Source organism: Leifsonia sp. NPDC056665, assembly GCF_042791795.1.
GTDB lineage: Bacteria > Actinomycetota > Actinomycetes > Actinomycetales > Microbacteriaceae > Leifsonia.
Map to the genome: position 1 here is coordinate 31113 of NZ_JBHTXK010000011.1, position 18360 is coordinate 49472.

Below are 18360 nucleotides of genomic sequence, written 5' to 3' on the forward strand. Positions count from 1 at the left end.
TGTACTCGCGGAAGGATCGCAGGGCGGAAGGTGACGGCGATGGCAACGAAAGTGAAGTGGAAGTCGAAGGCGGATCAGCACGACTACCCGGCCGCCGCCGACTACCTGAGCCTCGTGCTGGACCCCGACGACGTCGACAAGGCGGTCGCTGCGCTGCAGCACGCGGACCCGCGCGCCTACAAGGCCAAGGATCTGCTGCGAGCGTCGCGGCTGCCGCTGCTGCCGGAGTCCGATCCGGAAGTGATGAAGGACCTGGCGAAGATCCGGGACGGCGAGGTGCTGTCGCCGGTGCTGCTGGTCCGCGGGGACGCGCGGCACGACCTCCCGCTGGTGGTCGCCGACGGGTACCACCGGGTGTGCGCGTCGTACTGGACGGACGAGGACGCGGAGATCCCGGCGCAGATCGCGGGGATGAAGTAGGGAGGCTAGCCCTGAAGCGCGTCGCCGACGTGCGTCGGCTCAGTGCCAACCCGCTATCACCGCGCCCACGCGCTGGTCAACCCCCGAGCATCGGGTCTGAACTGACCTAGTTTCGAGCACAGCGGACGCCACCACCGACCGCAGCGCTCTCGACAGAAGGAGTCAGTGATGACGATCGCAATGGACCGCACCGAAGCCGCTCGGATGCCGGGGGACGCGCTCGCGCCGGGTGTGGCCGCGCCCGAGAACGTGTCGTGGAGCGCTCCGGCCCGGTGGCTCTGGGTCGCCGGCACGCCGACCGCGTACGTCGGGATGGTGGATCGCAATCTCGACGGGTATGCCGCCACCGGCTTCGATGGTCACGATCTGGGGGTGTTCGCGGCGCGTTCCGACGCGCAGACGGCCGTCTGCAGCCACTGGTCCGCGGCAGGTGACGAGAGCTGAACCCCGTGGCACGGTGCGCGGCCGCCGATTATAGAGCTTCGATTGCGATTGGGCAACGGTCCCGGGCTGTGCCGGCGATGCGACACACTGGAGCGAACGACACGAGCTGGGAGGTCCGAAGTGCGCACTGACGACCGTCGCGCCCAGCTGGAGCGCGACCTCCCCGGCGCCGCGAGCCGTGGTGAGATCATCGCCCTGTTCCAGCCGCAGTTCTCGCTGGAGACCGGCGAGGTCGTCGGGGCCGAGGCGCTGAGCCGGTGGATCCACCCGCAGTTCGGTCTGATCGCTCCTGGCGAGTTCATCCCGATGGCCGAGCGCCTGGGGCTGGTCGGTGGGATCGGGGACGTCATGCTGCGGCTCGGCTGCCACGCCGCCCGCGATTGGCAGGACCAGGGCCACCCGATCGAGGTCGCCGTCAACGTCTCGATCCTCCAGTTGCGCACGCCCGCGATCGTCGACACGATCGCCGCGCTGCTCGACGAGTTCTCCCTCCGCCCGAACCTTCTGACGCTGGAGGTCACCGAGACCACTCCACTGACCGACGTCCCGGAGGCGATCGACACCGCCCACCGGCTCCGTGAGCTCGGCGTGAACATCTCCGTCGACGATTTCGGGGCCGCCTACGCGTCGCGCGAGCAGGTCATCGCGCTGCAGGCGACCGAGTTGAAGGTCGACCAGTCCCTCGTGCAGGAGACCCAGGGCCCGCACAGCGAGGACCTCGCACGCGCCGTCGAGTTCGGCAAGGCGCAGGGGATGCGCCTGGTCGCGGAGGGCATCGAGACGGAGGCCCAGCTCGCCCGGGTCCGCGCGCTCCACTGCGATCGCGGTCAGGGGTATCTTCTGTCGCGCCCGACCACCAAAGCGGATGTGGACAGCCTCCTCGTCTCGGCCGGGGGCATCCGCTCAAATGATTGACGTGTGGCAACTTGACGATTGCCTCGCGAACAGCCACTCTCAACACATGCACTTCGACCGGTCACGCATTTGAGAGCCGATGTGCGCGACGAGGTCGCCCGCATGCAGCCCTTCCCCCGAGCCCTCGTAGACCGATCCCACACCATCGTGGACGCCAACATGGCGCTGGAGGTCTGGGCCAGCCGTCAGTCCGAGAAGCTGGTCGGGACGCCGCTCGCCAACGTGCTCGGCGTCGATCCCGACGAGCTGGCTGCGGCGCTGGCGACCGGTAACACCGGCGGCATCCGGCTCGCGTCCAGCGCCCACGGGTACCAGGAGACGCGGAGCTCGGTGGTGATCCGCGCGGTGCGCATCTCCGGCGGCCATACGATCGTCGCGTTCGACCCGGAGCTGGCCGCGGTCGGCGAGCGCACGGTGGCGCTCGGACGACGTGAGAGCGACCGGCTCCAGCTGCTGCTCGCCGCGTCCGTCGCGTTCGCGAAGACGCGGACGGAGGAGGAGCTCGGCGAACTGCTGTCGGAGACCGCCCGCCGGGCGTTCAACGCGACGGCGTGCAGCGTGCACACTGGCGAGCCCGGAAACTACGTGCTCGTGGCGGGGGAGAACCTGCTGGAGGCGGAGTGGCCGGAGGACGCCCGAGATGAGCGGGTGCAGCTCGGGAGTGTGGTGACGATCCAATCGCCCGCTGAAGCCGACGTAGTGGCGCCGGGCCTTGGATTGAGCGGCGTCTTCGAACGGTCGGGCGTCTCCGCGATCATCGGCGTGCCCATCATCGAGGACGACGTCCTCTACGGCGCGTTCGCCTGCTACTTCGACCAGCCCCGGGCCTTCGACGACCAGGCCGTGCCGCTGGCGGAGGCGCTGGCCCAGCTCGCCGGGCAGGTCCTCGTGCGGCTCCGCCTGGAGGCGCGCCTGCGCCGCGCTGCGATGCTCGACGAGGTCACCGGCCTCCCGAACCGCCGGCTGTTCGACGAGAACCTGCAGCAGACCGAGCGCGCCCACACGGATCAAGTCGCGGTGCTCTTCGTCGACCTCGACGGCTTCAAGGCCATCAACGACACCCTGGGGCACGCCGCGGGCGACACCGTGCTCAAGGAGGTCGCGGAGCGGCTGAGCCGGGTCTTCCGCCAGGAGGACATGATCGCGCGCTACGGCGGCGACGAGTTCATCGCCGCCCTGCACGTCGCCGACACGACCGACGCGCTCGAACTCGCCGATCGGGCCAGGGCGGCCATCGCCGAAGACTTCGCCGGCATCCCCCGGGAGCTGAGCATCACGGCCAGCGTGGGCATCGCCATCACGGACGACGTCGCGGGCCAGTCGATCGACCACCTCATCCGGCTCGCGGACCAGGCCATGTACGCGGCGAAGCGCGGTGGCGGCGATCAAGCCGTCGTCTACGGAAACGGGCGGTAGCGGGCAGGGCGCTTACCAGGGAACGGTGTCCCCGTCTACCGGGGGGCAGAGAATTCTGGAATGCCGGAGAATATTCAGGTGAGTGCACCCGACACCCCGGTCCCCCTCCTGCTCGAAAGGTACCGGCCGCAGCGGTTGCTCGCGCGCGGGGGTACCTCGATGGTCTTCCGCGCCCGGGATGAGAACCTCGGCCGCGACGTCGCCGTCAAGCTGTTCACTTCGGGTAGCCGGGACGACGTCGCGCGGTTCCGCACCGAGGTGGGCGTGCTCGCCGGCCTCCGCCATCACGGTGTCGTGTCGATCCTCGACGCCGGGGTCGACGACTCGTCGCCGAAGGACCCGCGTCCCTTCCTGGTCATCGAGCTGGTCGAAGGCGACACCCTCCGCGCCGTGTTGAACGCGGGCACGCCGACGACGCGCCGGATCGGTGAGATCGCCTTCGAGGTCGCAGAGACGCTCGAATACGTCCACGCGCGGGGCGTCATCCATCGCGACGTGACGCCCACGAACATCATGATCGTCGACTACGGGACCCGGTTATCGCGGCCGCGGGCGCGGCTGACGGACTTCGGCATCGCCATCCACGCGACCCGTCCCCAGGAGTTTGCGGAGGGCACGTTCGGGACGGCCGCTTATCTGAGCCCCGAGCAGGTGCGCAGCGAGAGCCTGACCCCGGCGTCCGACATCTATTCGCTCGGCCTCGTCCTGCTGGAGTGCTTCACGGGGACCGTCGCGTTCCCGGGGACGCCCGTGGGGTCCGCCCTGTCCCGGCTGGAGCGCGACCCGGAGACGCCCGACACGGTCCCCGAGCGCTGGCGCGCGCTCATCCGGTCGATGACGCACGCCGACGCGTCGCTGCGGCCGTCCGCCGCGGACGTCGCGACCGCCGCGCGCGGGGCCCTGCGCGCCGACAGGGAACACGACCCTGCCGCGACCACCGGATCGACGGACCAGGCGGCATATGATCAACAGGCCGGCGTGACCCGCACCGGCGGCGGCCCTCGGAAGGAGAGCACCGGTTGGGCACTCTGATTTACGGCACCGGCGCGAAGATCGACATCGACGACCGCCTGCTGGCCCACCTCCAGCTCGTCATCACGTCGAAGCTGCGCCGCAACGAGCAGTTCCTCTTCGAGTGGGACCACGACGAGGCCTACTCGCGCGGCCGCACCGCGATCTGGATCAACCCGTCCGTCCCCGTCCACTTCCAGTACGTGGGCAGCCGCCGGCCGGCGCTCAACCGGGCGTGGACGGAAGCGCTCATGGACGCCGCCAACAGCGTCGGCGGTCTGCGCGTGGTCCCAGAGCCTCCGGCGCACTGATGGGGACGCTCTTCTATGGCGACGCCGCGTCGTCCGTCGAGTTCGACGACCGCCTGCTCGCGCACCTGCAGCTCGCGATCGTCACGAAACTGCGGCGCAGCGAGAGCTTCGTCTTCTCGTGGGACGTCGCGGCCGCGGCGGGAAGCGGCTCCAACTCCGTCTGGATCTCCCCGACCGTCGGCCTCCGCTTCACCTATCCCTCCCACACGCGCGAGCCGATCAACCGGGCGTGGGTCGAGGCGCTGGTCCGCACGGCCAACAGCGTCTCGGGACTCCGCATCGTCGACGAACCTGACGCGGGCGCAGAGTCGTCGGCTCAGGCCCAGGGCAAGACCGACCGAATGGATGAACAGTGATCGTCAACAGGCTGACCGTGGACGGCAAGGACTACTTCCTGCCGGGATCGGTGACGGAGCTGCGCGAGAAGATCAAGAACGCGATCCAGGCGGGCGGCGACTACGTGAACATCCCGCCGCTGCGTTCCGGCCCCGGCATCGACATCCTGTTCTCGCCGGGCATGCCGGTGGTCTGGAGCCAGATCGACGTCGGAGGCGACCCGATCGCGGAGGCCGACGGCGCGGAGGTCTCGGAGTCGAGCATCGACGACGACACGTTCGACGGGCTGTGAGCTCGACGGCTTTCTAGTGCCCACCCGCGACCTGCCCCAGCGTGTCCGTGGCGAGCGCGGTGCGCACCCGGGCGATCGCGGCCGGGTCCTCCAGCACGATCGACTGCCCGTCCGCGGAGGTCCCGGTGCCGGCGGTCGGGAGCGTGAAGGTGTGGATGCTCCCGGCGCCGGAGAGGCGCAGGCTCGCCGCGAGCGACAGCATGCTCGGGAGGTCGAACTGCGCGTCCACGCTCACGGCGGAGCCGGCCGCCTTGGCGAACGCCAGCATGGCGCCCGGGTTGGTCAGCACCGAGCGCTGGATGAGAGTCGTGGCGTAGCCGCGCAGGAGCGCCTGCTGGTCCGCGACCCGCTGGTAGTCGGCCGTGGGGAACGCGTACCGCTCCCGCGCGAACGCGAGCGCCTGGTCCCCGTTGAGATGGTTGATCCCCTGGACGAAGTGGTAGTGCGGCGCTTTCACGGTGGTGAAGGCGAGCGGGCTGTCCACGTCCACGCCGCCGATTGCGTTCGTGATGTCCTTCAGCCCGGCGAAGTCGAGGATCACGATGTGGTCGATCCGCACGCCGAGGAGCTGCTCCACGGTCTCCACGGTCAGCGGCGTGCCGCCCCAGGCCAGGGCCGCGTTGATCTTGGCGGTGCCGTTGCCGGGGATGGGCACCCACAGGTCCCGCATGATCGACATGACGTAGATGTCGCGCCGGTCGGCGTCGATGTGCACGAGCATCATCGTGTCGGAGCGCTGATCGGAGACGGCGGTCGGGCCGACCGCGGTGGGTGCGCCGCGGGAGTCGGAGCCGAGCAGCAGGATGTTCATCGCGCCGGGCGTCGCGGGCGGCGTGGAGGCGGTGGGCGTCGGCACGGCGGTCGGCAGCGCGTTGGGCAGGCGCGTCACGTGGGAGTCGAAGGTGCTCGCGACACTGCCGGCGTAGAGCGCCGCCGCGGTGAACGCCGCCCCGATCGACACCAGGACGACCATCGCGAGCACGATCAGGATGCGGAGCCACCGCCCGGTGTGGCCGCGCGGGTGGATGCGTACGGTGTGGATGGCCATCCGGCTCGCCCCCTCGTGCCGGGGGTCGGGTCCGGCACCAGAGATTTAAATGAGAGTTACTCATCTCTGTAATGAGGACAGTATAAGCAGTCTGTCCTCATTTACGAGGACATGATCTGAGACTGTGTTCAGATCGTTGCGGCGCCCTCATTGCGCAGTGCCCGCACCATGCTCTGCAGGCTCGCGAACGCGGTGGACTGCTCGGCCGGCGTCATCCCGGCCAGCATCCTGACCTCCACGGAACGCACCGCCGCGCTCGCCGTCGCCAGGCTGCGGCGCCCGCGCGCCGTGAGCCGTGCGGGCAGGACCTTGCCGACCGGCGCCTCCGCGGGGCGGGTGACGTAGCCGTCGCGCTCCAGTGACTGGAGGAGCACGTTCATCGTCTGCCGGGTCACGAACGCGCCGCGGGCGAGCTCGGAGTTCGACAGCCCGGGGCGCTGGGCCAGGAGCTCGAGGCAGGAGTAGTGGGTCACCGTCATCCCGAGCGGGCGGAGGACGTCCTCCATCGCCGCGCGGAGGGCGCTCGACGCCTCCTTCAGCAGGTAGCCGAGGGAGGTCTCGAGGTGGATTCCGTCGTCAGGGCCGCTCATGTCAGTAGTCTGACATAGACTCGGCTGTGTCAGAAAACTGACACACGAGAGGAGTTCCACCATGTCCGCCATCGGCCCCGATTTCATCTCCCTCCAGGTGCGCGACCTCGACGCCTCCCAGGCGTTCTACGAGCAGTACCTCGGCCTCGTCCGCTCGCCCGCCGGCCCTCCGCACGCCGTCGTCTTCGCGACGGAGCCGATCGCGTTCGCGCTCCGCGATGTCGTGCCCGGCACCGACCTCGACTCCGTCGCGCAGCCCGGTCTCGGCGTCGCGCTCTGGCTGCGGGCGACGGACGTCCAGGCCATCCACGACGCGCTCGCCGCAGACGGGCGCACCATCGTCTCGGCGCCGATCGACGGGCCGTTCGGCCGGACCTTCACCTTCGCCGACCCCGACGGCTACCACGTCACCCTCCACGACCGGGCCTGAGAACTCGGGCCTGAGAACCCGCGCCCGAGAACCCGCGCTTGACTTCAAGCGCTTGAGGTCTGTTCTGATGGGGACATGACCAGTTTGAGCATCCAGGACGTGTCCCGGCAGAGCGGTCTCAGCGAGCCCACGCTGCGGTACTACGAGGAGGTCGGCCTCCTCGGTCCGATCGCGCGCGACGGCCGCAGCGGCCACCGGCGCTACAGCGAGGGCGACCTCGACACGGCGCAGGTGCTCGCCTGCCTGCGGGCGATGGGCGTCGGGATCGAGGACATGCGCGCCTACCAGGCGAACCGGCTGCGCGGGCACGACGCCGCGGGCGAGCAGCGCGACATTCTGCTGCGGCACGCCGTGCGCGTGGAGGAGCAGATCGCGACGCTGCGCACCCACCTCGACTACCTGCGGACGAAGGCCGCGCTGTGGGACGCCCGTGCGCGTGCCGACATCGCGGGCGAGGCGGAGGCGCAGCTCGAACTGGAGGCCATCCTTCCCCGACTCGAGGAGACATTCCGATGAACAGCACCTCCACCACCTCCACCACCCCCGCCACCCTCGTCACCGGAGGCAACGGCTACCTCGCCACGCGCCTCATCGCCGACCTCCTCGCCTCCGGGGTCGCGGTGCGCGCGACCGTCCGGTCTCCCGACCGCGCGGACGAGGTGCGCGCGGCGGTGCGGCGCGCGGGCGGCGACGATGCGGGGCTGACCTTCGCGGCCGCTTCGCTCACCGACGACGACGGCTGGGAGGCCGCGCTCGCCGGGATCGAGGACGTCTACCACGTCGCATCGCCGATGATCCAGACGGCGGACCCGGCCGAGGTGGTCGTCCCGGCGCGCGACGGGTCCCTCCGCGTGCTGCGCGCCGCCCGCTCCGCCGGGGCCAGGCGCGTGGTGCTCACCTCGTCGTTCGCGGCGGTCGGCTACTCGCCGAAGCCGGTCCGCGACTACGACGAGTCCGACTGGACCGACCCCGAGACGCCCGGCCTCCCGGCCTACCCGCTGTCGAAGGCGGTGGCCGAGCGCGCGGCGTGGGACTTCATCGAGCAGGAGGGCGGCAATCTGGAGCTGGTCGTGGTCAATCCGACCTGGATCGCCGGCCCGACGCTGACCGCCGCGGCGCGATCCTCCCTCCAGCTCTTCGTCGGGATGCTCGACGGCGCGATGCCGGCGGTCCCGCGGCAGCGCTTCGGCATCGCGGACGTGCGCGACGTGGCGGCGGCCCACATCGCCGCGATGACGACGGCGGAGGCCGCGGGCAAGCGCTACCTGGTGCTCGCGGACGGCCCGACGATGACGTTCCTCGACGTGGCGAACGTCCTGCGCGCCGAACTCGGCGACCGCGCGCGCCTCGTGCCGACGGCGGAGCTGCCCGGGGAAGAGCCCGCGCCGCTCGTCATCCACAACGAGCGCGCGAAGGCCGAGCTCGGGCTGCGGCCGCGGCCGGCGGTGGAGACGATCGTCGCGACGGCGGAGAGCCTGGAGGAGTTGAGGATGCTGGCGGGTGGGGGCGCGTAGGGCGGCCGGATCCCGCTGGGCCACGCGAAAGGGGGGCTATTAGTTGCGCGATCACAAGCAATAGCATCGGGCCAACCCTACGAAAGGTCCCCGTTAAACGTCGCAGCCCTGCAGCCGTGTTCTGGCTCCCCCTCATCACCTTCGGCATCTACTCGATCGTCTGGTTCGCCCGCACGCGCGGCGACCTCAACCGCGTCGGCGAATCCGTGCCGACGACCTGGCTCTACATCGTGCCCATCGTCAACTTCTGGTGGCTGTGGCGCTTCGCGGTTGGGACCGCGAACGTCTCCGGCCGCGGCGCCGGCGGTGCGTTCGCCCTGCTCCTGCCGCTCGGGCCGATCGGGGCGGCGATCGTGCAGAGCTGGCTCAACACGCGCGGCGCCGTCGCCGTCGACGCTGGAGCGGCGCCGGCCGTCGCCTGACCGACGAACGAACGTCCCGCCGCGCGCGACGAACGGGTGCGACGCGAGGATGGCCGCCGCGGCGTCCGCTACATGCTCATCCGCAAGCGTTCGGGTCGCATTGGCGGGGGAGGAGGTTGAACGGGTTCGCAGGGCGAGTCAACGGAGGAGATCGGGGGCGACGCGCCGGCGTGAAGCAACCTCCGGAGGATGGGGCCCGGCGTGTCGGGGCGGGTCTCCTCCGGTGGCTACGGCAGGGGGCCGGACCGGAGGGCGGCGAAGCCGTCGCGGACGGCGGCGACGAGGTGGCGGACGGCGGGGGACGGGCGGCGGCTGGCGTCCTCTGCCGAGGTGGCCACGAGGATCAAGCGCACGAACGACGGGTCGTGGATCGGGAGCAGGACGATGCCGGGGTGCGCTGCGGCCGTCGCCAGGCCGGGGATGATCCCGACCACCATCCGCGCGGCGGTCATGCCGAGGAGGACCTGGAAGTCGTCGGTCCGGATCGCGACGTCCAGGACGTGCCCCTCGGCCGCGAACGCGTCGGCGACGACGCGGTCCATCGCGTCCTCCGCGGAGGTGGCGAAGACCCAGCGCTCGTCGCGGAGCGAGAGCACGGCGGCGCGGTCGACCGACGTGCGCGACGCGAGCGGGTGGCCGACGGGCAGCGCCAGCATCAGGGGGTCGCGGTACACCTCCATCGTCACCACGTTCGGGCGGAACGGCAGCTCGTACCCCGGCACTGTGTAGACGAGCGCGGCGTCGAGCGCGCCGCGGTTGATCCGGTCGACGAGCGCTGGAACCTCCTCGAACGTGGCCTCGATCTCGATCCCGAGGTCACCGACGCTGGCCGCGACGAACGGGAGGATGCTCGCCGCCGCCGTCGCGAAGGTCCCGAGCCGCAGCCGCACCCGTCCCAGCTCGCTGAACTCGCGCGCGTCCGCAATGGCCCGCTCGCTGAGGGTCAGGATCTCCTGGGCGCGTTCGAGGAGCAGCATGCCGACCGGGGTCAGCCGGCTGCCGCGCGGCGAGCGCACGAGCACGGGAGCGCCGACCAGCCGTTCCAGGTTCTTGAGGTGGTAGTCGACGGTCGGCTGGCCCCAGCCCAGACGGCGAGCGGCGGCCGTCACGGAGCCTTCGGCGTGGACCGCCCTGAGCGCCTCGAACTGTCGCAGATCCGCCATCGGAAGCCCTGTCGTGAGGTGAGTGAGTCACATACAGTCTATGTGGGTAGGGCGAACTTCGGGGGATTCTGACCGCGGGACCCCGCCCTCACGATGGAGGAATGGCCCCCACCCGTTCGTCTGCGACCGACCCGCACGCGCTGTCGCGCACCTCCGACCTCCGGCACTGGGAGACCCCGTACGCCGACGCGCTGGAGCGCCACGCCGCCCGGTCGCCCCTCCCGCTGATGGTCCCGGGGCACGGCGGCGACGAGCTCGGCCTCAGCGCACGGCTCGCCGACTTCCTCGGGCCGCGGCCGCTGCAGCTCGACGTCCCGATGCTGGTGGATGACATCGACCTGGGCGAGGACTCGCCGTTGAGCCGGTCCCTGGACCTCGCGGCGGACGCGTGGGGCGCGCGCCGCACCTGGTTCCTGACCGGCGGAGCCTCGCAGGCCAACCGGATCGCCGCGCTGGCCGTGCGGGGGCTCGGCCAGAACATCCTGTCGCAGCGCAGTGCGCACTCCAGCTTCAGCGACGGCGTGCTCTCGGCGGGACTGGCGCCCTCGTTCGTGCTGCCCTCCCTGGACGCCGTGCACGGCGTCGCGCACGGCGTCTCGCCCGCGTCGCTGGAGGAGGCGCTGACCGCCGCAGCGCGCGCCGGGCGTCCGGCCGACGCGGTCTACATCGTGTCGCCCAGCTACTTCGGCTCGGTCGCCGATGTCGCCGGGCTCGCCCGGGTGGCGCACGCGCACGGCGCCCCGCTCATCGTGGACGGCGCGTGGGGGCCGCACTTCGGGTTCCACCCGGACCTCCCCGAGTCGCCCGCCCGGCTCGGCGCGGATCTGGTGGTCTCCAGCACCCACAAGCTGGGCGGCTCGCTCACCCAGTCCGCCATGCTGCACCTCGGCCACGGACCGTTCGCCGACGCCCTCGAGCCGCTCGTCGAGCGGGCCGTGTCCATCACCGCGTCGACCTCCACGTCGGCGCTGCTGCAGGCCTCCCTCGACATCGCCCGGCACGCGCTCGCGACCGGCGCGGAGCTGATCGGCCGCTCGATCGCGGTCGCCGACGCCTTCCGCGACGCACTGCGCGCCGACCCGCGCTTCGGCGTGCTCAGCGACGGGTTCGGCGCGTTCGACGACATCGTCGCCGTCGACCCGCTGCGCGTCGCGATCGACGTGTCGAACACCGGGGTCAGCGGCCACTGGCTGCGTCAGCGGCTCATCGACGCCGACGGGATCTTCTTCGAGATGTCGACGGCGACCACCCTCGTCGCGCTGATCGGCGCGGGCAAGACGCCGGACCTCGCGCGGGCGCACCTGGCGCTCGTCGCGGCGGCCGACTCGGCGGAGGCCGGCACCGAGCGGGCGGGCGCCGGCGCCGGCGGGTTCCCGGCTCTGCCCGCGGTCGGCCCGCTGCGCGTCCTGCCCAGGGACGCGTTCTTCGCCGCGACCGAGCTGGTGCCGGCGGCCGAGGCGGTCGGCCGCCTCTCTGCCGACACCCTCGCCGCGTACCCGCCCGGGATCCCGAACCTCATCCCGGGTGAGGAGATCACGGAGCAGACCGTCGCGTTCCTGCAGGCGGTCGCGGCCTCCCCGTCCGGGTACGTGCGCGGCGCCGTCGACCCGCGGGTCGAGCGCTTCCGGGTGACCCGGGACTGAGCGCGACGAATTTCGGAAACCCCACCAATCAAAGGAGACTGGTAGATATGCCCACAATCGCTCAGCAGCTGCTGCGCAGAAAGCCCACGACGCCTCCCGGCGCCGGCGAGGCGCACCTGCGACGCAGCATCGGCCTCTTCTCGCTGACCATGATCGGTGTCGGCGGGACGCTCGGCACCGGAATCTTCTTCATCCTGTCCCAGGCGGTCCCCGTCGCCGGTCCCGCGGTGATCTGGTCGTTCGTCATCGGCGGCGTCGTCGCCGGGCTGACCGCGCTCTGCTACGCCGAGATGGCGGGCGCCGTCCCGGCCTCCGGGTCGACCTACTCGTACGCGTACGCGACGCTCGGTGAGGGAACGGCGATGGCGGTGGGAGCCTGCCTGCTGCTGGAGTACGGCGTCTCCACTGCGGCCGTCGCCGTCGGCTGGTCCCAGTACGTCAACCAGCTGCTGCAGAACCTCCTCGGCTGGCAGCTCCCGGTGCAGCTCTCCCAGGCGCCGGAGCAGGGCGGCATCGTCAACATCCCCGCGGTGATCGTCATCGTGCTGTGCTCGCTGCTGCTGCTGCGCGGGGCGCGCGAGTCCACGATGGTCAACAGCATCATGGTGGTCATCAAGATCGCCGTCGTGCTGTTCTTCTGCGCCGTCGCCTTCACCGGGTGGAACAGCGACCACTTCCACAACTTCGCGCCGGCCGGGTTCGCAGGCATCGTCGGCGGCGCCGGGATCATCTTCTTCTCGTTCGTCGGGCTGGATGCCGTGTCGACAGCGGGCGAGGAGGCCAAGAACCCGAAGCGGAACCTGCCGCTCGCGATCATCTTCGCGCTGGTGATCATCATCGTGCTGTACGTCGCCACCAGCCTCGCCGCGCTCGGCGCGCAGGCTCCGGAGAAGTTCGCGAACCAGGACGCGGGGCTCGCAGCGATCCTGCAGAACATCATCGGCTCCACCTGGCCGGGGACCATCGTCGCGATCGGCGCGATCATCTCCATCTTCTCGGTGACGCTGGTCGTCATCTACGGGCAGACGCGCATCCTGTTCGCCATGTCGCGGGACGGGATGATCCCGAAGGTGTTCGCGAAGGTCAACCCGCGGACCATGACCCCGGTGAAGAACACCGTCATCGTTATGATCGCCACGAGCGTCCTCGCCGCCGTCGTCCCGATCGACTTCCTGGCCGAGATGACGAGCATCGGCACCCTGGTCGCCTTCCTCGTCGTGTCGCTCGGCGTCATCATCCTGCGCGTGCGGGAGCCGGAGCTGGAGCGCGGCTTCCGCCTCCCGTTCGGCTGGACGATCCCGATCCTGTCGATCGCGGGCTGCATCGCGATCATCACCCAGCTGCGCCTCGTCACGATCATCGTGTTCCTGATCTGGACGGCCGCCTTCCTCGTCTTCTACTGGTTCTACGGCCGGAAGCACTCCACGCTGCAGACCGGGACACCGGTCGCCGGCGCGGAGGCCCCGTACACGAGCAACTTCGCCCAGCCCAGCAGGAACGAGATCCGCGAGGCCGCCGAGCGCAGGAAGGCGGGCAGGCGATGAGCATCGTCGTCGGCGTCGATCCCGCGCACCGCTCGGCCTCCGCGCTGCACCTGGCCGAGATGCTCGCCCGCTCCTCCGGCGCCGACCTGATCGTGGCCGCGATCGTCCCGCCCGCCTGGCCGACGACGGCGGGAGGCGCGGACACGGAGTGGCGCGGCTACACCCGGGACAACGCGGACAGCGCCCTCGACCACGCCGCGGCGGTGCTCGGCGGCTCGGTCGCGGCGGAGTACCTCCTCCACGAAGCGCCCTCCGCCCGTCGCGGGCTCGTGGAGCTCGCCGAGCAGCGCGAGGCGTCGCTGATCGTCGTCGGCTCGGCGACGGACGCGCAGGCGGGGCGGATCGGCCTCGGCTCCGCGAGCGACACCCTGCTGCACGCGTCCCCCGTTCCCGTCGCCATCGCGCCCCGCGGCTACCGCACGGCGGAGGGCGCACGCGTCGGCCGGGTCACCGCCGCCTACCGCGGCACCGGCGCGTCGACCGGACTCGTGTTCGGCGCGGCCGGAGTGGCCGCATCGGTCGGCGCGGACCTGCGCGTCGCCTCCTTCGCCGTCGTGCCGCGCGACTCGGGCACCTCGGGCGCCGGGCTCGACGCCGAGCAGGCCGTCGCGGACACCTGGGCCGCCGACATCGAGCGGCACGCCGCTGCGCTGGTGCGTCAGGTGTCGGAACTGCCGGACGCTCCGCCGGTCTCCGACGTCGCGGTCGGGAGGGGCGAGACGTGGGAGTCCGCCCTGGCCGACGTCGGCTGGGAGCCGGACGAGGTGCTGGTCGTCGGATCGAGCACGCTCGGCCCGATCGCCCGCGTCTTCCTCGGCTCGCACGCGGCCAAGATCGTCCGCCACTCGCCCGTCCCGGTCGTCGTCGTCCCGCACGGCGTCACCGGCCCCGAACGCGGCTGACCTCGCGCGACTGACCTCCCGCGACTGACCGCAGCACCTCCTGAACCGACCCCGACCCAAGGACACCGCCATGCCGCACCCCCTCGTCGACCTCTTCCCGGCCGGAGCGACCGTCGACCCCGACGGCGTCCTCGTGATCGCGGGCTGCCGGGTCGACGACCTCGCGCGGGAGTTCGGCACCCCCGCGATCGTCGTGGACGAGGACGCCCTGCGGTCCAGGGCGCGCGAGTACCGCACCGCCCTCACGTCGCGCCGGCCGAACGCACGGGTCGTCTTCGCATCGAAGGCCTTCCCCGCGACCGCTGTGCAGCGGGTCATGGTCGAGGAGGGGATCGGCCTGGACGTCGCGGGCGGCGGCGAGATCCTCAGTGCTCTGCGCGCGGGGGTGGACCCGGCGCTCCTGGTCATGCACGGCAACGCCAAGACGACGGAGGAGCTGCGGATCGCGGTGGAGGCCGGGGTCGGGCTCGTCGTCGTGGACAACGCGGACGACGTCGACCGGCTCGAGCAGTTGGTCGCGCCCGGAACCGTCCAGAGCGTGCTCGTCCGGGTCATCCCGGAGGTCGTCTCGTCCACGCACCCGCACGTGCAGACCGGGCAGCTGGGCTCCAAGTTCGGGCTCACGGTCGGAGCGGCACGCCTCCTCATCGCCCGGATCGAGGCGAGCCCGCTGCTCGAGCTGCGCGGCGTGCACGCGCACGTCGGCTCGCAGATCATGGACCCGGCGGAGCTCGCCGCCGCCGTCGCGCCGCTCGCCGCCCTCGGCGACTTCCCGGTCTACGACCTCGGCGGCGGCCTCGGCGCCCGCTACACGATCGACGACCGGCCCGCGTCCGTGGACGAGTACGTCGAGGCGCTGTTCGCGGCCGCCGACGAGCACCTGCCGGCCGACGCCGAGCTCATCATCGAACCGGGCCGCAGCATGGTGAACGCGTCGGCCTTCACCCTCTACACGGTGACGACCGTCAAGCGGGACGCCCGCACCTTCGTCGCCGTCGACGGCGGCATGGGCGACAACCTGGAGGTCGCCCTGTTCCAGCAGCGCTACGAGGCCGTCCTCGCCGGCCGGCTGCACGAGGAGGACGCCGAGGAGGTCGTAGTGGTCGGCCGGCACTGCGAGTCGGGGGACGTGCTCATCGACCCGCTGCGGCTGCCCACCGCCCGCGTCGGCGACCTCCTCGCCGTGCCGGCGACCGGGGCGTACACGCACACGATGGCGAACAACTACAACGGGTACCGCCGTCCGCCCGTGGTCTTCGTGCGCGACGGCGAGGCGCGGGCCGTCATCCGCCGGGAGACGTGGGAGGACCTCTTCGACCGCGACCTCTGAGGTCGTTTGATCGATCCGGCTGATCACTGGCAGAGACAACAGTTGTTGGACTTCCGAATGCCGCCTTCGTAGCGTGGAGGAACGTCCGTCCGGGCGTGCCCCCACCGCTGTCCAGAAGGGACGACCCGTGCGAACATTCACGTTGCCCGGCACCGAGATCACCGCGCCCAATGTGGTGCTCGGCCTGATGCGCATCCAGGACAAGACCGACGAGGAGGTGCGCACGCTCGTCCGGACCGCCCGGGACGCCGGCATCACCTTCCTCGACCACGCCGACGTATACGGCTCCCCGCTGCACGGCTGCGAGCGCAGGTTCGCCGAGGCGATGAAGCTGAGCCCCTCCGAGCGCGAGGAGTTCGTCATCCAGTCCAAGGCGGGCATCGTGCCGGACGGTCCGTACTTCGACTTCTCGGCCGAGCACATCCTGGAGTCGGTGAACGGCAGCCTGGAGGCGCTGGGTACTGACTACCTCGACATCCTGCTGCTGCACCGTCCCGACGCCCTGGTCGAGCCGGAGGAGGTCGCGCGCGCGTTCGACGAGCTGTCGTCTTCGGGCAAGGTCCGGGCGTTCGGCGTCTCGAACCACACGCCCGGCCAGATCGACCTGCTGCGCCGGTACGTGACCCAGCCGATCGTCGCCAACCAGTTGCAGCTCTCGATCACGCACGCGCCGATCATCGCCCAGGGCGTGGCCTCCAACATGCAGGCCCTCGACCAGTCCGTCAGCCGCGACTACGGGATCCTCGACTACTGCCGGCTCAACGACATCACGGTGCAGGCCTGGTCGCCGTTCCAGGCGGGCTTCTTCGACGGCCCGTTCCTCGGCTCGGAGCGCTACCCCGAGCTCAACGCGGTCGTGGACCGGCTGGCGGAGAAGTACGGCGTCCCCGCCGAGGCGATCGCGGTCGCGTGGATCACCCGCCACCCGGCGCGGATGCAGGTCGTGCTCGGCACGACGACGCCGTCGCGCGTGGCCGCCGCCGCGCTCGGCTCCGAGCTGCCGCTGACTCGGCCGGAGTGGTACGAGCTGTACCGGGCGGCGGGGTACCTGGTTCCGTAGCCGCAGGCAGGCTCGCGACGGAGGCGACCTGCGGACGGGTCGGCATGCTAGCCCGCTGTCAGCAGGGAGCCCCCGTCGACGGCGAGGGTGGTCCCGGTGACATAACCGTTCGTCATCAGGTAGAGGTGCGCCTGGGCGATCTGCTCCGGCTCGCCCATCGCTCCGACGAGCGTCCTCTCTGCGAGGCGGACGAAGGCGGCGTCCCGCTGCGGGGCGGGAATCCGGTCCCACATCGGAGTCCTGACGGCACCGGCGCGGACGGCGTTGACCCGGATCGGGGCGAGCTCGACCGCCAGCCCGCGCACCAGGGCTTCCGCTGCGCCCGCACCCGCCGCCGCGATCACCGCACCGGGCATCGGACGCTGCCCGACGGTCCCGGTCGTCAGCGTGATCGAGCCTGTCGGTCGCAGTCGACCGATCGCGTGCTTGATGACGGTGACCGCGCCCCAGAAGCGGACCTCCAGGGCGGCGCGCCCAGCCTCCAGGTCGAGCTCGGCGAGCGGACGGGGAGTGAAGTCGTCGCCTGCGGTGAAGACGAGGTGATCCAGGTCCTCGAACTGTTCGAGGACCGCCGCGACCTGGGACTCGTCCCGCACGTCCAGCACCGCACCCGCGCACCCGTCGGGCAGTTCACGGAGTGCCGCGTCGATGCGAGCCCGGTTGCTCGATGCGATCCTGACGTGCGCGCCGTCCAGGGCTGCCGCCCGCGCCGTCGCGAACCCCATGCCGGAGCTGCCCCCGACGACGATGACCCGCTGTCCTGTCATGTTCATAGTGCCTCCGACCGAGTGATGTCTCTTTGGGACATGAGCGTAGCACCGACGATGTCTCAGTGGGACATTCCCGATAGAATCGGCCCATGAGCAGATGGGAGCCCGGCGGCGAGGAGCGGCTGCGCGCGGCCGCCATCGAGCTGTTCCTCGAGTTCGGCTACGAGAACGTCACGGTCGCGCAGATCGCGGACCGCGCCGGGCTCACTCGGCGCACGTTCTCGCGCTACTTCGCCGACAAGCGCGACGTGCTCTTCGCCGGTTCCGACCGGTTGCCGCAGGCGCTGGCGGAGGCGCTGCGGGCGGTGGCCCCCGGCGTCGCGCCCTTCCCGGCCATGCTCCAGGCTCTCGTCGACGTGGGCGGGAGGCTCGGTGAACGGGTCGCCGAGCACGCCGCGCAGCGCCGCGAGATCATCGCCGGAAGCCCCGAGCTGCAGGAGCGCGGCCAGGCGAAATTCGCCGCCGCCGCCTCCGCCCTCGCCATCGCCCTGCGGGAGCGTGGCGCCGAACCGCCGACGGCCCAGCTTTTCGCTGATGTCGGGATCGCGATCTTCCGCCGAGGGTTCGAGCAGTGGACCGAGGACGGGCAGGAGACGGACCTGGCCTCGTGCATCCGGGACGCGGCAGGTCGGCTCGCCGAGGCGGCAGCCGCCGTGCCCTAGCCGATCGCGCGCGGGCGGACCTCGATGACGGTCTTGCCCCTGCGCCGCTCGCTCGGGTCGAGCGCGGGTCTTGTCGTCCACGACGATCGCCTTCATGGGGACACCCTGCCACGCCGGGTCACCGCCCCGCCAGGGAG

At 71.2% G+C, this 18360-nt stretch carries 22 protein-coding genes; 18 read left to right on the forward strand and 4 right to left on the reverse strand.

Translation table 11 applies throughout. The features are described 5' to 3' along the window. Positions 1-39: 39 nt before the first annotated feature. The 8 genes from ACFQ9V_RS11955 (at position 40) to ACFQ9V_RS11990 (ending at position 5145) form a co-directional block, all read left to right on the forward strand. Positions 40-420, forward strand: a complete 381-nt coding sequence (locus ACFQ9V_RS11955) for a hypothetical protein (protein ID WP_382459372.1) — start codon at positions 40-42, stop codon at positions 418-420. Positions 421-588: 168 nt separating this feature from the next. Further along, positions 589-864, forward strand: coding sequence for a hypothetical protein (locus ACFQ9V_RS11960; RefSeq protein ID WP_382459373.1), 276 nt, complete (start codon positions 589-591; stop codon positions 862-864). 120 nt (positions 865-984) lie between these two features. Next, positions 985-1779: an EAL domain-containing protein gene (locus tag ACFQ9V_RS11965; protein WP_382459374.1), complete on the forward strand. Its 795-nt coding sequence runs from the start codon at positions 985-987 to the stop codon at positions 1777-1779. A gap of 102 nt (positions 1780-1881) precedes the next feature. Beyond that, complete coding sequence (locus tag ACFQ9V_RS11970) at positions 1882-3195, forward strand: diguanylate cyclase (RefSeq protein ID WP_382459375.1); 1314 nt, start codon at positions 1882-1884, stop codon at positions 3193-3195. Between the two features lie 78 nt (positions 3196-3273). Beyond that, positions 3274-4227: a serine/threonine-protein kinase gene (locus ACFQ9V_RS11975; protein ID WP_382459376.1), complete on the forward strand. Its 954-nt coding sequence runs from the start codon at positions 3274-3276 to the stop codon at positions 4225-4227. Further along, positions 4215-4517, forward strand: a complete 303-nt coding sequence (locus ACFQ9V_RS11980) for an ATP-dependent DNA ligase (protein WP_345837258.1) — start codon at positions 4215-4217, stop codon at positions 4515-4517. Before ACFQ9V_RS11975 ends, ACFQ9V_RS11980 begins: the two co-directional genes overlap by 13 nt. Beyond that, entirely contained in the window at positions 4517-4873 is a 357-nt protein-coding gene (locus tag ACFQ9V_RS11985; RefSeq protein WP_382459377.1) for an ATP-dependent DNA ligase, read from the forward strand. The genes ACFQ9V_RS11980 and ACFQ9V_RS11985 overlap by 1 nt, the downstream gene beginning before the upstream one ends. After that, complete coding sequence (locus ACFQ9V_RS11990) at positions 4870-5145, forward strand: hypothetical protein (RefSeq protein ID WP_382459378.1); 276 nt, start codon at positions 4870-4872, stop codon at positions 5143-5145. Before ACFQ9V_RS11985 ends, ACFQ9V_RS11990 begins: the two co-directional genes overlap by 4 nt. Before the next feature lie 13 nt (positions 5146-5158). Here ACFQ9V_RS11990 and ACFQ9V_RS11995 read toward each other — a convergent pair whose 3' ends face one another. Together ACFQ9V_RS11995 and ACFQ9V_RS12000 are read right to left on the reverse strand one after the other, a co-directional pair. Continuing rightward, positions 5159-6193, reverse strand: coding sequence for an LCP family protein (locus ACFQ9V_RS11995; RefSeq protein WP_382459379.1), 1035 nt, complete (start codon positions 6191-6193; stop codon positions 5159-5161). 128 nt (positions 6194-6321) lie between these two features. Continuing rightward, positions 6322-6783, reverse strand: a complete 462-nt coding sequence (locus ACFQ9V_RS12000) for a MarR family winged helix-turn-helix transcriptional regulator (RefSeq protein WP_382459380.1) — start codon at positions 6781-6783, stop codon at positions 6322-6324. 61 nt (positions 6784-6844) lie between these two features. On the opposite strand from ACFQ9V_RS12000, the gene ACFQ9V_RS12005 reads away from it, so the two are divergent. The 4 genes from ACFQ9V_RS12005 (at position 6845) to ACFQ9V_RS12020 (ending at position 9149) form a co-directional block, all read left to right on the forward strand. Next, entirely contained in the window at positions 6845-7213 is a 369-nt protein-coding gene (locus tag ACFQ9V_RS12005; protein ID WP_370056157.1) for a VOC family protein, read from the forward strand. Positions 7214-7288: 75 nt separating this feature from the next. Beyond that, positions 7289-7729: a MerR family transcriptional regulator gene (locus ACFQ9V_RS12010; RefSeq protein ID WP_382459381.1), complete on the forward strand. Its 441-nt coding sequence runs from the start codon at positions 7289-7291 to the stop codon at positions 7727-7729. Then, entirely contained in the window at positions 7726-8727 is a 1002-nt protein-coding gene (locus tag ACFQ9V_RS12015) for an NAD-dependent epimerase/dehydratase family protein (protein ID WP_382459382.1), read from the forward strand. The genes ACFQ9V_RS12010 and ACFQ9V_RS12015 overlap by 4 nt, the downstream gene beginning before the upstream one ends. Before the next feature lie 65 nt (positions 8728-8792). Beyond that, the gene (locus ACFQ9V_RS12020) at positions 8793-9149 is read left to right on the forward strand and encodes a DUF4234 domain-containing protein (protein ID WP_382459471.1); all 357 of its coding nucleotides are present in this window, start codon (positions 8793-8795) and stop codon (positions 9147-9149) included. 227 nt (positions 9150-9376) lie between these two features. Here the strand turns inward: ACFQ9V_RS12020 and ACFQ9V_RS12025 are convergent, their stop codons facing one another. Beyond that, entirely contained in the window at positions 9377-10312 is a 936-nt protein-coding gene (locus ACFQ9V_RS12025) for a LysR family transcriptional regulator (RefSeq protein ID WP_382459383.1), read from the reverse strand. Between the two features lie 101 nt (positions 10313-10413). Here ACFQ9V_RS12025 and ACFQ9V_RS12030 point away from each other — a divergent pair, with 101 nt between their 5' ends. From ACFQ9V_RS12030 to ACFQ9V_RS12050, 5 genes are all read left to right on the forward strand, one after another. Then, positions 10414-11955, forward strand: coding sequence for an aminotransferase class I/II-fold pyridoxal phosphate-dependent enzyme (locus ACFQ9V_RS12030; protein ID WP_382459384.1), 1542 nt, complete (start codon positions 10414-10416; stop codon positions 11953-11955). Positions 11956-12002: 47 nt separating this feature from the next. Continuing rightward, positions 12003-13499, forward strand: coding sequence for an amino acid permease (locus tag ACFQ9V_RS12035; protein ID WP_382459385.1), 1497 nt, complete (start codon positions 12003-12005; stop codon positions 13497-13499). After that, positions 13496-14401, forward strand: a complete 906-nt coding sequence (locus ACFQ9V_RS12040) for a universal stress protein (RefSeq protein ID WP_382459386.1) — start codon at positions 13496-13498, stop codon at positions 14399-14401. The genes ACFQ9V_RS12035 and ACFQ9V_RS12040 overlap by 4 nt, the downstream gene beginning before the upstream one ends. A gap of 70 nt (positions 14402-14471) precedes the next feature. Continuing rightward, entirely contained in the window at positions 14472-15731 is a 1260-nt protein-coding gene (gene lysA, locus ACFQ9V_RS12045) for a diaminopimelate decarboxylase (RefSeq protein WP_382459387.1), read from the forward strand. 127 nt (positions 15732-15858) lie between these two features. Continuing rightward, on the forward strand, positions 15859-16791 hold the full coding sequence (locus ACFQ9V_RS12050; protein WP_382459388.1) for an aldo/keto reductase family oxidoreductase: 933 nt from the start codon (positions 15859-15861) through the stop codon (positions 16789-16791). A 47-nt stretch (positions 16792-16838) separates the two neighbouring features. Here ACFQ9V_RS12050 and ACFQ9V_RS12055 read toward each other — a convergent pair whose 3' ends face one another. Continuing rightward, positions 16839-17564 carry an SDR family oxidoreductase gene (locus tag ACFQ9V_RS12055; protein ID WP_382459389.1) on the reverse strand — a complete coding sequence of 242 codons (726 nt, stop codon included), beginning with the start codon at positions 17562-17564 and terminating at the stop codon, positions 16839-16841. Positions 17565-17650: 86 nt separating this feature from the next. On the opposite strand from ACFQ9V_RS12055, the gene ACFQ9V_RS12060 reads away from it, so the two are divergent. Then, positions 17651-18223 (forward strand): TetR family transcriptional regulator, encoded by a 573-nt coding sequence (locus ACFQ9V_RS12060; protein ID WP_382459390.1) that lies wholly within the window; start codon positions 17651-17653, stop codon positions 18221-18223. Positions 18224-18360: the final 137 nt, after the last annotated feature.

Excerpts from the sequence above, each read along its gene's own strand:
- ACFQ9V_RS11955 (WP_382459372.1), top strand. The coding sequence starts at position 40 with ATGGCAACGAAAGTGAAGTGGAAGTCGAAGGCGGATCAGCACGACTAC.
- ACFQ9V_RS11960 (WP_382459373.1), top strand. The coding sequence starts at position 589 with ATGACGATCGCAATGGACCGCACCGAAGCCGCTCGGATGCCGGGGGAC.
- ACFQ9V_RS11970 (WP_382459375.1), top strand. The coding sequence starts at position 1,882 with ATGCAGCCCTTCCCCCGAGCCCTCGTAGACCGATCCCACACCATCGTG.
- ACFQ9V_RS11985 (WP_382459377.1), top strand. The coding sequence starts at position 4,517 with ATGGGGACGCTCTTCTATGGCGACGCCGCGTCGTCCGTCGAGTTCGAC.
- ACFQ9V_RS11995 (WP_382459379.1), bottom strand. The coding sequence starts at position 6,193 with ATGGCCATCCACACCGTACGCATCCACCCGCGCGGCCACACCGGGCGG.
- ACFQ9V_RS12000 (WP_382459380.1), bottom strand. The coding sequence starts at position 6,783 with ATGAGCGGCCCTGACGACGGAATCCACCTCGAGACCTCCCTCGGCTAC.
- ACFQ9V_RS12005 (WP_370056157.1), top strand. The coding sequence starts at position 6,845 with ATGTCCGCCATCGGCCCCGATTTCATCTCCCTCCAGGTGCGCGACCTC.
- ACFQ9V_RS12010 (WP_382459381.1), top strand. The coding sequence starts at position 7,289 with ATGACCAGTTTGAGCATCCAGGACGTGTCCCGGCAGAGCGGTCTCAGC.
- ACFQ9V_RS12015 (WP_382459382.1), top strand. The coding sequence starts at position 7,726 with ATGAACAGCACCTCCACCACCTCCACCACCCCCGCCACCCTCGTCACC.
- ACFQ9V_RS12025 (WP_382459383.1), bottom strand. The coding sequence starts at position 10,312 with ATGGCGGATCTGCGACAGTTCGAGGCGCTCAGGGCGGTCCACGCCGAA.
- ACFQ9V_RS12030 (WP_382459384.1), top strand. The coding sequence starts at position 10,414 with ATGGCCCCCACCCGTTCGTCTGCGACCGACCCGCACGCGCTGTCGCGC.
- ACFQ9V_RS12035 (WP_382459385.1), top strand. The coding sequence starts at position 12,003 with ATGCCCACAATCGCTCAGCAGCTGCTGCGCAGAAAGCCCACGACGCCT.
- ACFQ9V_RS12040 (WP_382459386.1), top strand. The coding sequence starts at position 13,496 with ATGAGCATCGTCGTCGGCGTCGATCCCGCGCACCGCTCGGCCTCCGCG.
- lysA (WP_382459387.1), top strand. The coding sequence starts at position 14,472 with ATGCCGCACCCCCTCGTCGACCTCTTCCCGGCCGGAGCGACCGTCGAC.
- ACFQ9V_RS12055 (WP_382459389.1), bottom strand. The coding sequence starts at position 17,564 with ATGAACATGACAGGACAGCGGGTCATCGTCGTCGGGGGCAGCTCCGGC.
- ACFQ9V_RS12060 (WP_382459390.1), top strand. The coding sequence starts at position 17,651 with ATGAGCAGATGGGAGCCCGGCGGCGAGGAGCGGCTGCGCGCGGCCGCC.